The 12,819-nt window shown below is 61.1% G+C and carries 11 protein-coding genes; 5 read left to right on the top strand and 6 right to left on the bottom strand.

Annotated features, from left to right (window positions below; translation table 11 throughout):
- Positions 1 to 103: 103 nt before the first annotated feature.
- The 3 genes from KLP40_RS07625 to KLP40_RS07615 form a co-directional block, all read right to left on the bottom strand.
- Complete coding sequence (locus KLP40_RS07625) at positions 104 to 1,288, bottom strand: FAD-dependent oxidoreductase (RefSeq protein WP_215593178.1); 1,185 nt, start codon at positions 1,286 to 1,288, stop codon at positions 104 to 106.
- 195 nt (positions 1,289 to 1,483) lie between these two features.
- Entirely contained in the window at positions 1,484 to 2,347 is an 864-nt protein-coding gene (locus KLP40_RS07620) for an LOG family protein (RefSeq protein ID WP_215593177.1), read from the bottom strand.
- A gap of 295 nt (positions 2,348 to 2,642) precedes the next feature.
- Complete coding sequence (locus tag KLP40_RS07615; protein ID WP_215593176.1) at positions 2,643 to 3,902, bottom strand: ABC transporter permease; 1,260 nt, start codon at positions 3,900 to 3,902, stop codon at positions 2,643 to 2,645.
- Positions 3,903 to 4,042: 140 nt separating this feature from the next.
- Here KLP40_RS07615 and queA point away from each other — a divergent pair, with 140 nt between their 5' ends.
- The 3 genes from queA (at position 4,043) to KLP40_RS07600 (ending at position 7,021) form a co-directional block, all read left to right on the top strand.
- Positions 4,043 to 5,092: a tRNA preQ1(34) S-adenosylmethionine ribosyltransferase-isomerase QueA gene (gene queA / locus KLP40_RS07610; RefSeq protein WP_215593175.1), complete on the top strand. Its 1,050-nt coding sequence runs from the start codon at positions 4,043 to 4,045 to the stop codon at positions 5,090 to 5,092.
- 148 nt (positions 5,093 to 5,240) lie between these two features.
- Positions 5,241 to 5,990 carry a 2-C-methyl-D-erythritol 4-phosphate cytidylyltransferase gene (locus KLP40_RS07605; RefSeq protein ID WP_215593174.1) on the top strand — a complete coding sequence of 250 codons (750 nt, stop codon included), beginning with the start codon at positions 5,241 to 5,243 and terminating at the stop codon, positions 5,988 to 5,990.
- 233 nt (positions 5,991 to 6,223) lie between these two features.
- Complete coding sequence (locus KLP40_RS07600; protein ID WP_215593173.1) at positions 6,224 to 7,021, top strand: enoyl-CoA hydratase-related protein; 798 nt, start codon at positions 6,224 to 6,226, stop codon at positions 7,019 to 7,021.
- 95 nt (positions 7,022 to 7,116) lie between these two features.
- Here KLP40_RS07600 and KLP40_RS07595 read toward each other — a convergent pair whose 3' ends face one another.
- Positions 7,117 to 7,974 carry a hypothetical protein gene (locus KLP40_RS07595; protein WP_215593172.1) on the bottom strand — a complete coding sequence of 286 codons (858 nt, stop codon included), beginning with the start codon at positions 7,972 to 7,974 and terminating at the stop codon, positions 7,117 to 7,119.
- A 192-nt stretch (positions 7,975 to 8,166) separates the two neighbouring features.
- On the opposite strand from KLP40_RS07595, the gene KLP40_RS07590 reads away from it, so the two are divergent.
- The gene (locus KLP40_RS07590; protein ID WP_215593171.1) at positions 8,167 to 8,745 is read left to right on the top strand and encodes a DUF4142 domain-containing protein; all 579 of its coding nucleotides are present in this window, start codon (positions 8,167 to 8,169) and stop codon (positions 8,743 to 8,745) included.
- Between the two features lie 33 nt (positions 8,746 to 8,778).
- Positions 8,779 to 9,012 (top strand): hypothetical protein, encoded by a 234-nt coding sequence (locus KLP40_RS07585; RefSeq protein WP_215593170.1) that lies wholly within the window; start codon positions 8,779 to 8,781, stop codon positions 9,010 to 9,012.
- A gap of 221 nt (positions 9,013 to 9,233) precedes the next feature.
- Here KLP40_RS07585 and KLP40_RS07580 read toward each other — a convergent pair whose 3' ends face one another.
- Together KLP40_RS07580 and uvrA are read right to left on the bottom strand one after the other, a co-directional pair.
- Positions 9,234 to 9,452, bottom strand: coding sequence for a hypothetical protein (locus KLP40_RS07580; protein WP_215593169.1), 219 nt, complete (start codon positions 9,450 to 9,452; stop codon positions 9,234 to 9,236).
- Positions 9,453 to 9,559: 107 nt separating this feature from the next.
- Positions 9,560 to 12,727 carry an excinuclease ABC subunit UvrA gene (uvrA, locus tag KLP40_RS07575; protein ID WP_246558701.1) on the bottom strand — a complete coding sequence of 1,056 codons (3,168 nt, stop codon included), beginning with the start codon at positions 12,725 to 12,727 and terminating at the stop codon, positions 9,560 to 9,562.
- Positions 12,728 to 12,819 lie beyond the last annotated feature (92 nt).

Below are 12,819 nucleotides of genomic sequence, written 5' to 3'. Positions count from 1 at the left end.
GCGGAGCGAAGGATCCTCTTACGTCAGCACGAATCGTTGGTACGGTCGCCCTCACGTGATAAGATCCTTCGCTCCGCTCAGGATGACAGTTCTTTTCACCCCTTCACCGCTGCCCCGGCCGGCGGCGCAGCACGTGCCCGATGGAGCGCAGGAAGGGCCAGGGCGTGACGGAATTCATGATTTGCAGGTTTTCCTTCCAGCTGGTGCGCTCATCGAGGAAGTCGAAGATGCGCTCCACCGGGTTGCGCCGGAAAAGCTGGGTAAAAATGTCGCGCGTGAGTTCTCCCCGGCGCTGCATAATGTCGAGCAGCAGAGTATCGAAGAGCCGGAACTGCCACTGGTCGCCCGTACTGTCGGGGGGAGGTGCACCGGTGGCCGCCAGGGCCGCTACCAGCCGCGCCGAGTGGGCCTGGATGCGCTGGAAGGCGTAGCCGGTACTGGGCTTGGCCCGCCCGGCCCGGGTACCCAGGTTGATGATGTTAGGACCGTTGGATGCCGGCAGCGGGTGGTCAGTCATTGGAATGGACCCGATTTCCACAGCCTCAATGCGAAAGTCCGTAACACCGAGCTGCTTCAGATACGTGCGCATGGCCTGCTCGTACTCGGACTGCGGCAACACCTGGGCTGAGAACAGCGTGTACTCCACCAGCGCCCGCCGCTTACTGAAGGGCAGCACGTAGAGAAAGCGCGCTTCCTGGTGCTGCTCGCCCCGAAAATCCATGAACTCCTGCGTTTCCGGGTCGAAAACATCTTCCTTCGTTTCCACTTCCCAACCCACGAAGTGTTGCAGCAGGTAGCGGTACTTCTGCGGCTGCGGCTTCAGGTGCGGCGGGCGGCTGTCGAAGGCGTAACGGGCCGCGTAAGTGCCGGCTGAACTAATGGCCTGCACACCCTGGGACGTGTTTTCGAGCATTTCCACGGTGGCCTGCACCAACGTGAACTGCCCCGGCCGGGCGGCCAGCGCGGCCCGCACGAAGCGGTAGAAATCGAGTCCCCGAATCATCTTGTAGCGATGGCGGCGCAGCTCAAATACGCGCTCGAACTCCGGGCTGCGGAAGGCCAGCCGGCGCCACTCGTGGGCCACAATGCCGTCGAAGAGCGAGGGCGCATCGGCCCAGAACGACCAGGTGCGGTCGTTCTGGTCTTTGGCCTCGGGCTCCAGCAGCAGCACCCGCTTACCAGCCAGCCGGGGCTCCTGGCTGAGGTGGTAGGCCAGGCTCAGCCCCGCCGCCCCGCCGCCCACAATCAGGTAATCGTACTCCGGAATGGTAACAGGGGCAGAACGCACGGCGGCAGATTAGTGAAGGAAGTAAGCAGGAAACAAAAGAACACGAAAAAAGGCTGCCTCCGCAGAAGCAGCCTCTTTCCGTATCTCAAAGTCTGATTCAGGAGACGGATCAACCGGCTCGCTCAGATTCCGTGCGGCCTCCGGAGCCAGCTACGAAACCCGACGAATCCGAAAATAATCCGCGAAAATCCGGGCTTAGAAGTTCGGCGACAACAGGTACTTGCTGTAGAAGTCGTCGATGATTTTTACGGCCGACTCGGCGTCATCTACCAGCTGCACCAGGTCCATGTCCTCGGGCGAGATATTGTGCTCGTCTTCCAGCATTACCTGCTGAATCCAGTCGAACATGCCCTGCCAGTACTTGGTACCCACCAGCACGATGGGGAAGCGGCCGATTTTCTTGGTCTGAATCAGGGTAATGGCTTCGAACAATTCATCGAGCGTCCCAAAGCCGCCGGGCATCCCAATGAAGCCCTGGGCGTACTTGACGAACATCACCTTCCGCACGAAGAAGTAGTCGAAGTTGATGATTTTGTCGGGGTCGATGTAGATGTTGTTGAACTGCTCGAAGGGCAGCTCAATGTTGAGACCTACCGACTTGCCGCCTTCGGAATGGGCGCCCTTGTTGCCGGCCTCCATAATGCCGGGGCCGCCGCCCGTGATAACGCCGTAGCCGTGGCGCACCAGCTTGGCCGCAATTTCCTCGGCCATTTTGTAGTACGGGTTGTCGGGCTTGGTGCGGGCCGAGCCGAAGATGGACACGCAGGGGCCGATTTTGGACATCTTCTCGAAGCCCTCCACGAACTCGGCCATCACCTTGAAAATCTGCCAGGAGTCGGCAATCTTGATTTCGTTCCAGTCCTTGTCCACGAAGGCCTGGCGGATGCGCTGCTCGTCGTCGAGCTGCACGGTCCGCTCGCCGTGGGTCTGCTCCCGAATGTCGCTGATGGTTTTCACCTTGTTATCATTGACGTTGGGCTGCATGATGGTCTGGCCACTGCCAGCGTTCAAGGCCTCATCCGAGGCTTTGGTTTTACTGTTTTTTTTGAGCTTCGACATAGGAGCTGCGTGAGAAAAACGGGCGCGGACCGGCCCGGCGGCCTACGGCAGACGCGCCAGGGTGGGAACAATCCGCACCGGGGTACATGGTAAGAAAATAGCAAAAAGAAAGCCGCCCCACGGAAGAGAGGCGACCCCAGGTAGCGACTCGCAAGTTAACAATTTGTTAACACAAGAATGCGCCAGGGAAGAGAATGTGGAGAATGTGCGAAATGTGAAGAATGTGAGAAAGCATGAACAATGACATTCTCCACATTTCGCACATTCTCCGCATTATCCACATTCCCCTCCTCCCCTATTTCGCCCGGATGGCAATAACGGGGTCGAGGTTGGAGGCCAGCACGGCCGGAATAATGCCCGCCAGCACCCCAATCACCACCGACACGGTGAGGCCCAGGGAGATGTTGCCGGCCGACAGGAACAAAGGCAGCGCATCCTGGGGCAGCAGCGTAATCAGGTACACCAGCACAATGCCGGCGGCCCCGCCCAGCAGGCACAGGAACACGGCCTCGAACAGAAACTGGAACAGGATGAAGTAGTTTTTGGCCCCCAACGACTTCTGGATGCCGATGATGTTGGTGCGCTCCTTCACCGACACGAACATGATGTTGGCAATGCCGAAGCCACCCACCAGCATGGCAAACGAGCCGATAACGCCGCCCGCCACGCCCAGCACCGAAAACAGGCCGGAAATGGCGTTGGCCAGCATTTCGGGGCGGTTGAGGGCAAAGTTGTCGTCTTCGCGGGGCTTGAGGCCGCGGATGTTGCGCATCAGGCCCTTGATTTCGTACTCCAGGTCGAGCAGGCCGGGGTCGTCGGCACTACCCTTGATGCCGATGGTGGCCCCCACCCCGCCGCCGGTACCCTGGCTGATGGCAAAAATCTTGCTGAAGGCCCCAAACGGAATAATGCAGTTATTGTCGTTGCCGCTGATGCCGAGCACACTTTTGCCGGCCTTCTCCATCACGCCAATCACCACAAAGCGCATGCCCCGGGCCTTGAACTGCTGGCCGATGGCCGAGCCGTTGGGGAACAGGTTTTTGGCAATATCGGCCCCCACGATGGCCACGCCGCGGGCCCCGTCGATTTCCTGGGTAGTGAAGTAGCGCCCCTCCGTTACCGGCACATCGGAGATTTTGCGGAAGTCGTAGCTCACGCCCTGGAGCATGGCGTCGCTCACGCTGTTGGAGCCGGCTTTGAGGGTATTGCCCTGGCTGTTGGCAAAGATGGCGATGCCCTGGCTGTTGGGTCCCAACTGCCGCTGCAGCTGCCGGTACTCGCGCACGGTGGGCACGGGGCGGTTGAAAAACTTCCACCACGGAAAGTTCGACTCAAATACCCAGGGCCATTTGTCTACGTAAATCACCTTATCGCCCACAAAACTCATGCTGTCGCGGATATTTTTCTCCAGCGAATCGACCACCGTGAAGACGGCAATGATGGCGAAGATGCCCACCGTAACGCCCAAGAGCGAGAGAATGGTCCGCAGCAGGTTGGACTTGAGTGCTTGCCACGCGAAGCGGAAGCTCTCCAGGGTCAGGCGCAGGGCTTTCATAGGAACCGGGGTTGAGCGGAAAGCGTAGGAGGGGCAATAAGCAGATTCGGGGCGAAAAATAACGATTAATCCCCCAAAGCTGCGTAATTTCGCGGTTCAATTTTTTCCCTAGGTTCCCCACCTATTGCCCTGTCTGGCCCATGAAGCTTTCTGAGTTCAAATTCGAATTGCCTGAAAATCTGCTGGCACAGCATCCCGCCAAGAACCGCGACGAGTCGCGGCTGATGGTGCTGCACCGGGCCAGCGGCAAGATAGAGCACCGCACGTTCAAGGATATTCTGGAGTATTTCGACGAAGGCGACGTGTTCGTGGTCAACGATACGAAGGTATTTCCGGCCCGCCTGTTCGGCAACAAGGAGAAGACCGGCGCCCAGATCGAAGTGTTCCTGCTCCGCGAGCTGAACAAGGAAATCCACCTCTGGGACGTGCTGGTAGACCCGGCCCGTAAAATCCGGGTGGGTAACAAGCTCTACTTCGGCGAGTCGGACATGGTAGCCGAGGTGATTGATAACACCACTTCCCGCGGCCGCACCATCAAGTTCCTCTACGACGGCCCCGACGAGGACTTCTACAAGGCCCTCTACAGCCTGGGCGAAACGCCCATCCCCAAGGACTTCATCCCGCGCGATACCGAAGCGGCCGACAAGGAGCGTTACCAGACGATTTACGCCAAGAACATCGGGGCCGTGGCCGCACCATCGGCGGGTCTGCACTTCACCAAGGAAGTGATGAAGCGCCTCGAAATCAAAGGCATCGACGTGGCGTCCGTAACGCTGCACGTGGGCCTGGGCACCTTCCGCACCGTGGACGTGGAGGACCTGACCAAGCACAAGATGGACTCCGAGAACTTCATGGTGCCCGCCGAAACGGCTACCATCGTCAACAAGGCCCTCGATGCCAAGAAGCGCGTGTGCGCCATCGGTACCACGTCCATGCGCGCCATGGAGTCGTCGGTTTCGGCCCATGTGCGCCTGAAGGCCAACGAAGGCTGGACCGACCGGTTCATCTTCCCGCCCTACGATTTTAAAATAGCCAACGCCCTGCTCACCAACTTCCACACTCCGGAGAGCACGCTGATGATGATGGCTTCGGCCTTCGCCGGCCACGAGCTCCTGATTGAGGCCTATCAGCTCGCCATCAAGGAGAAATATAAGTTCTTCAGCTACGGCGACGCCATGCTGATTATCTAGAGCTTAGAGCTTAGAGCTTAGAGCTTAGAGCTTAGAGCTTAGGTTGTAGTTCTATGGAGTGAAACAGGTTACGCCGGATGCTGCTTTTAGGGTAGCATCCGGCGTTTTTTTGTGGTCGTTGCCTTACTTGCGCCTCCACCCTGCTTTTATGAACGAATCCCGCTTACCCGCCCCGGCCTCCCAGTCCCCCGGTTCCTCAGTCCCTCACTACCCCCGTTATGCTATCATCGTGGCCGGGGGCAGCGGCACGCGCATGGGCGCCGACCGACCCAAGCAGTTTCTGGAGCTGGCCGGCGAGCCGGTGCTGCTGCACACGCTGCGGCGGTTTGCGGCACCCGCGCTGGGCCTCCGGGAGCTGGTGCTGGTGCTGCCGGCCGAGCAGCGGAGCACCTGGCAGGCGCTGTGCGCGCAGTACGGCATCACGATTCCGCACACCATCGTTACGGGCGGGGCCACGCGCTGGGCCTCCGTACGGGCGGGGCTGCAGCAGCTGGCCGGCGCGGCCCCGGGTGTGGTGGCCGTCCACGATGGTGTGCGCCCCCTCACCCCGCCATCCGTAATTGAAGCCACCTACGAGGCTGCCCGCAACCACGGGGCGGCCGTGGCGGCCGTGGTGCCCAAGGATTCGGTGCGCAACCTGAGCCAGCAGGGCAGCTACGCCCTCAACCGCTCCCGCCTGCGCCTCGTGCAGACGCCCCAGTGCTTTGATCTGGAGCTGCTGCGCCGGGCCTACCAGCTGCCGGAGCTGGCCACGTTCACCGATGACGCCAGCGTAGTGGAAGATCTGCACCCGATTTTTCTGGTGGAAGGCGACTACCGCAACCTCAAAATCACGACCCCCGAGGACTTGGTGGTGGCGGAAGCCTTTCTGCGGATGGATAAGTTGGTGAATGAGTGAAGTGGCGAATGAATGAGTTGTTGCGGGGGCTGACTGAGCATGGCAACGGCCTGCCGATACCGCAAAAGTCGGTTCCGCGCGACGATGGTTTATGCCCGCCGGGCAGTGGCTTGAAGAGTTGCGTGGCACTCAGCATGACAGACGGTATCTTTACTCACCGGGTCACTCATCCACCGAGTAACTCGTTTCTTCCCTCACCCATTCACCTAGTCACTCATTCACTGCTCCGCCTCATGTATTCCTGCCTGCTCTACGAGGTACGCCCCGACGGCGTCGCCACCATCACCCTCAACCGCCCGGACGTATTCAACGCCTTCAACGACGCCCAGAGCTACGAACTGCAGGACGCGCTCAAGCAGGTCGCCCGGGATGCCAGTGTGCGGGCCGTGGTGCTGACGGGGGCCGGCCGGGCCTTCTGCTCGGGCCAGGATTTGAAGGCGGCCAGGGAGGCCGAAGCCGCCGAGGGTCAGCCCCGCTCCTTTTACGATTCGCTCCACAAGCGCTACAACCCCATCATCCGGGCCATGCGGGCCCTGCCCAAGCCCCTGATTGCCCGCCTCAACGGGGTGGCGGCCGGGGCTGGCTGCTCCCTGGCCCTAGCCTGCGACGCCATCGTGGCCTCCACCGATGCCTCCCTGATTGAGGTGTTCATCAACATCGGGCTGGTGCCGGACTCGGGGTCCTCGTGGTTTCTGCCCCGGCTGGTGGGCACGCTCAAGGCCTTTGAGCTCTGCACCCTGGGCTCCAAGGTAACGGCCGAGGAGGCGCTGCGCCTGGGCCTGGTGAACCAGGTAGTAGCCCCCGATCAGCTCGACGAGGCCGCCTACGGCCTGGCTGCCCGTTATGCCGCCGCGCCCACCAAATCCATCGGCCTCATCAAGCAGATGCTCAATAAGGCCGGCGCCGCCACCCTCGATGAGATGCTGGACTATGAAGCCTACTGCCAGCAGATTGCCGGCGAATCGGACGACTACCGCGAAGGCGTGCAGGCCTTCCTGGACAAGCGCAAGCCCGAGTTCAAGGGCAAGTAAAAACAGTCCTTCCGACGAAGGAGGCATCCGGGTTGAACGGCTCTGTTCAACCCGGATGCCTCCTTCGTCGGAAGGACCGTTTTGTGACTGTATGCTTACAAGCCGCGGCCGACGCGAATGGTGCGCGTTACGCCGTTCACCGTGATGGAGGCCAGATTGTCGCAGGCCTGGGTGCCGGTGGGGTCGTAGTTGAGCAGAAGCTCCTTCTCCTTCGAGGTCAGCACTTTCACCGTGCCCGCCACAAAAGTGCGGGCGCAGCCCTGCTGAAACTGCTTGATGAGGGGCTGCTGAATGGTGGCCGTGTAGCCGACGCCCTTGCGGTTAGTGCCGGTGGTCTGGCCCGTTACGCTGTACGCATCATCGGTGATGGTGCGGGTGCCGAAGCCGGCCGTACGGGTATAGGTGCGCTGCGCCGTCCAGGCGTGGGTGCCGGCCGAGGTGGTCACGCTGGCGTTCTGCACGTCGAGGCTCCAGGAACCCTGGCCCAGGCTGGTGATGACGCGGGTGCCGGTGTGCTGATTGTCGTTGCGGAAGTAATTGACCAGCGTTACGGTAACGGTGCTGCCCGCCTGGCGGTAGGGTCCGCCGAAAACGGCTACCACTTTGCCGCGCCGCGCCACGCCATTGGGCCCCACGCAGTTGGTGGAACCAAAATCGATGGTGAGCGTGCGGGTGGGCGCATCGTAGGTGCGGGTAGCGCACCGACCGGCCACGCGCAGCAGATCGGCGGGTTCGGCGGCGGGACTGCCGGTAAGGGCGGCGTCGGCGGGCGCGGCGGCGTCTACCAGGTCGGCCACGGTAGCCGATTCATCCTCGGCCAGGCTCTGATCTTCGGCCGACACGGCCGTATCCGGGGTCTGGGGCTGCTCGTTGGTTTTGTCGCAGGCGGCGAACAGGAGAGCGGAGCCGGCCAAGGTGGCCAGGCTCAGGGTACGCAGGGCGGAGCGTTTCATAAGAAGAGGAAAAGGGGCGTGAAGACAGTTGAAAACAGGCGCTGGAAAATCGATTTTCGGGGGTTAGAAGTACCGGCCTCGTAAGAGTTTAACCGCGGCCGGAACTTTTTTTTGAAAACCGGAAGCGGAACCCCGGTCCGCCGGGCGCGTATAGCCCCGCAGACGTTTCCCCACCTTCAATCTACTGGCCCTATGTTGATTTCCTATCGTGCCTGCGCTTTGTTGCTGTTGCCCTGGCTGGCAGCCTGCTCGGGGGGTGAAAGCAACAAGGACCCCATTTTTCAGGCCAAATTCCAGAACGAAAAGCGCATCGGCGAGGAAGATGTAACCCAGCGCCAGATCAAGGATGCAGAATTTGTGGTGGAAACGGCCAGCCGCCAGATGCAGCTGCTCGAAATCAGCCAGATTGCCCAGCGCAAAGCAGCTTCGGCCGATGTGCGCTACGCCGCCCAGAACGTTATCAACCAAACCAACGGCCTGCTTTCGAATCTTAAAACCCTGGCTCAGCAGAAAAACCTGACGTTGCCCACCGGCCTGGGCGAAAGCCAGGCCGAACAGGTCGGCGAGCTGACGGCGCTCAACGGCACCCCCTTCGACCGCAAGTACGATGAGCTGCTGGCCAGGCTAATTGACCAAGACAGCGACCAGAACGAAGACATGGCGCAGGAAGCCTACGACGCCGACATCCGGCAGGCCGCCGCCCGCCAGCTGGCGGTCTTACAAGACCTTAACCGGGCTTCAGAGGCCTTGCACGAAAAAATCAACCCCTGAGTCCTTTCCTTTTTCTACTGAAACCCTTTCCGCATGAAAACCCGCTTTTTCTTTCTCCTGCTTCTCAGCGGCAGCCTCTCGCTGGCCAGCTGCAACACCGAACAACGCACCGACGGCACTGCCGGCGAGGCCATTAGCGACATGGATGCCGCCGCCGCCGACGGCGGCGTAAAGGCCGATGCCGTTGTAATTGACAACGACGCCGGCCCGACCATAACGGCCGACGCCGACTCTGCAATGGCGGCCGACACCAGCATGGCGCGCTAGTCGGTCGCGCCAGCCCTGCTGCGTAGTTCTGGCGCGTGGCAACCCAAAGTCCGCACGTTATCTGTCGGTTGCGGCATAGCCTGCGGGATTATGAACGTAAAAGCGGCCGTGCTCTGGAGCACGGCCGCTTTTACGTTCATAATCCCGCAGGCTACAAGCAGGGCGAAGCAGCAGGCGTAGAGAATGCGGGACCGGGGAGCCGCCTTTAATCACTCAAAAGTTTACCGCCGGGCCGTCAGAACCTCTTCCGGCTTGGTGGCGGAATTCTTGCGGGAACCGTCCTGCTGGCTGGCCCGGGGCGAAGCTACGTGGGCAGCCTCCGTGACCACGGATCCGGAAGCGGCCACAACAGGGGTGGTGCTGGTTTTGGAAACCGCCGGCTGGGGCGGACCGACAATGATGGCAATAGCCAGCAAAAACGGGAAGACAAGAACTTTCATGCAGGGGGGGAATAGAGTCGAAGGGCTTAAACTACTAAACTCCCGGGGGCTTGTCAATACCTGACAAACCCCCGGGAGTTAAATTATAGTAGAATTGCCCTATTCTATTATTCCACCACCTCGGCGTACTTGCTGAGCTTGAGTTCCTCGGCCAGGAAGCGGCCGGTGTGGCCTTTGCCGGCTTTGGCTACCTGCTCGGGCGTACCCTGGGCCACAATGGTGCCACCCGCCCCGCCGCCCTCGGGCCCGATGTCAATGAGGTGGTCGGCTACCTTGATCAGGTCGAGGTTGTGCTCGATGATGAGGACGGTATTGCCCTTATCGGCGAGCTTGTGCAGCACGACGGAGAGGTGGTTGATGTCCTCGAAGTGCAGGCCGGTGGTGGGCTCGTCGAGGATGTAGAACGTCTTGCCGGTGTCCTTTTTGCTGAGCTCGGTGGCCAGCTTTACGCGCTGGGCCTCGCCGCCACTCAGGGTGGTAGCCTGCTGGCCCAAGGTGAGGTAGCCCAGACCCACTTCGTTCAGGGTCTGGATTTTGCGCAGGATGCGGGGCTGGAACTCGAAGAACTCCACGGCCTTTTCCACAGTCATGTCCAGCACGTCGGTGATGCTCTTGCCTTTGAAGCGCACTTCCAGCGTTTCGCGGTTGTAGCGGCGGCCTTTGCAGGTTTCGCAGGGCACGTGCACGTCGGGCAGGAAGTTCATTTCGATGGTGCGCATGCCGGCTCCCTCGCAGGTTTCGCAGCGCCCACCCTTCACGTTGAAGGAAAAGCGGCCCGGCCCGTACCCGCGGATTTTGGCCTCGGGCAGGTTGGCAAATAGCTGGCGAATTTCGGTGAACACGCCGGTATAGGTGGCCGGGTTGGAGCGCGGCGTGCGCCCAATCGGCGACTGGTCCACCTCAATCACCTTGTCGATAAACTCCAACCCCTCAATCTTTTCGTAGGCCAGCGGCTCGCGCTTGGCGTTGAAGAAGTGCTGGTTGAGAATCGGGTACAGCGTATCGTGAATGAGCGAGGACTTGCCCGAGCCCGACACGCCCGTGACGGCAATGAGCTTGCCCAACGGGAACTTGGCCGTTACGTTTTTGAGGTTGTGGCCTTTGGCGCCGCGCAGTACCAGTTCGTTGCCTTCGCCGACGCGCTTTTTCTTGCGCAGCTCAATGTGCTTCTGCCCACTGAGGTACTGCGAGGTGAGCGAGCCGCTGGTGAAGATTTCGGAGGGCGTACCGGAGGCCACAATCTGGCCGCCGTGGATGCCCGCGCCGGGGCCAATGTCGAGCACGTGGTCGGCGTGTAGGATCATGTCCTTGTCGTGCTCCACCACAATTACGGAGTTGCCCAGGTCGCGCAGGTGCTGCAGGGCCTTGATGAGCCGCTCGTTGTCGCGCTGGTGCAGGCCGATGCTGGGCTCGTCCATGATGTAGAGCACGCCCACCAGCTGGGTCCCGATCTGGGTGGCCAGGCGGATGCGTTGCGACTCGCCGCCCGAGAGCGTGCGCACCGAGCGGTGCAGGTTCAGGTAGTCGAGGCCCACTTCCAGCAAAAAGCCGATGCGCTTGCGGATTTCCTTCAGCAGCTCGCGGGCAATCAGGTTCTGGCGCTCCGAAAGACGGTCTTCCAGGCCCTCAAACCAGGCGGCCAGCTCGCTCAGGTCCATCACCGAAAGCTGCCCGATGTGGTGGTCGGCAATCTTGAAGTGCAGGCTCTCTTTTTTGAGGCGGTAGCCGTGGCACTCGGGGCACTCCTTGGCCTGGGTGTACTGCTGAATCCACTCCCGGATGTTGTCGGACTCCGACTCCATCTGGCGGCGCAGAAATGGGATGATGCCCTCGAAGGGCTCGGTGTAGTTGGCCTTTTTGGGGTCGGCGTCCTCGTCTTCGGGCACGCCGTGCAGCAGCCGCTCCACTAGGTCGGCGGGCAGCTTTTCGATGGGCGTGCTGAGGCTGGCTTTGTGCTTTTTCAGGATGAGGCCCAGCTGCTGGAAAATCCAGATGTCGCGGTACTCGCCCAGGGGCGCAATGCCGCCGCGGCTGATGCTGAGCTTCTTGTCGGGCATCACCGTTTCCTCGGTGATTTCCTGCACCTCGCCCAGGCCGTTGCAGGTGGGGCAGGCGCCGTAGGGCGAGTTGAAACTGAACGTGTTAGGCGCCGGGTCGTCGTAGGCAATGCCGGTGGCCGGGTCCATCAGGAAGCGGGAGAAGAACTGGGTGTTGTCCTTCTTCTTGTCGGCATCCAGTACCAGCATGGTGCCTTTACCCTGGGTAAGCGCATTCTGCACCGAGCCGGAGAGGCGGAACCGGTCTTCCTCTTTCACCACCAGCCGGTCGATAACGATTTCGATGTCGTGGATTTTGTAGCGGTCCACCTGCATCTTGGGCGTGAGGTCGAGCAGCTCGCCATCCACCCGCACCTTGGTGAAGCCCAGCTTGGCCACCTGCTGGAACAGCTCGCGGTAATGGCCTTTGCGGCCCTTCACCACGGGAGCCAGCACCACCATTTTGCGGCCGTCGTACTCTTTCAGGATGTAGTTGATGATCTGGTCGTCGCTCTGCCGGATCATCTTCTGGCCGGTGGCGTAGCTGAACGCCTCAGCGGTGCGGGCGTAGAGTAGGCGCAGGAAATCGTAAATCTCGGTGATGGTGCCGACGGTGGAGCGGGGGTTGCGCGAGGTGGTTTTCTGCTCGATGCTGATTACCGGCGACAGGCCCTCAATCTTGTCCACGTCGGGCCGCTCCAGCCCGCCCATGAAGCTGCGGGCGTAGGCCGAAAACGTTTCCATGTAGCGGCGCTGGCCCTCGGCGTAAATGGTATCAAACGCCAACGACGACTTGCCCGAGCCCGAAATGCCGGTAAACACCACCAGCCGCCCGCGCGGAATCTGCACCGACACGTTCTTGAGGTTATGCTCCCGGGCCCCGTACACCTCAAGGTAGGGCGCTTCCAGGTCGGCGGGGCCGAGCAGCTGGCCCTGGATGCGGGCCTGGTTTTCCAGCACGGCCTCGCTCACCTGCTCCTGGCGCGGCACGGCCTGCACGGCGGCGGTGCTGTGCTCGGTGGCATTGTCGGCCACGGCGGCCTTCACCGACTTAGGTGCTTTGGCTGCTTTCGGGGCCGGAACTGCGTTCACGGCTTTGGTGACCCTGACCGCTTTGGCCGCCGGTTCCGGCTGAGGCTCGGCGGTCAGGGCTGAGGGTTGGGCCTTGGCCGTCTTGGGCACCTTGGCGGCTTTGGGAGCGGGGGAAGAAGCGGAAGCAGCGGTTGTTTTCTTGGCCATGCGGCAGCGGAGCGGATAAGTCTGCAAAAGTACGTAAAACGCGCCCGGCAGGCTACTCCCAATAGTTTATTTACCAGTTGCTTTAGCGTCAA

Source organism: Hymenobacter piscis, assembly GCF_018760735.1.
Lineage (GTDB): Bacteria > Bacteroidota > Bacteroidia > Cytophagales > Hymenobacteraceae > Hymenobacter > Hymenobacter piscis.
The sequence above is the reverse complement of the archived record's forward strand: the minus strand, read 5'-3'. Positions and strand labels throughout refer to the sequence as shown.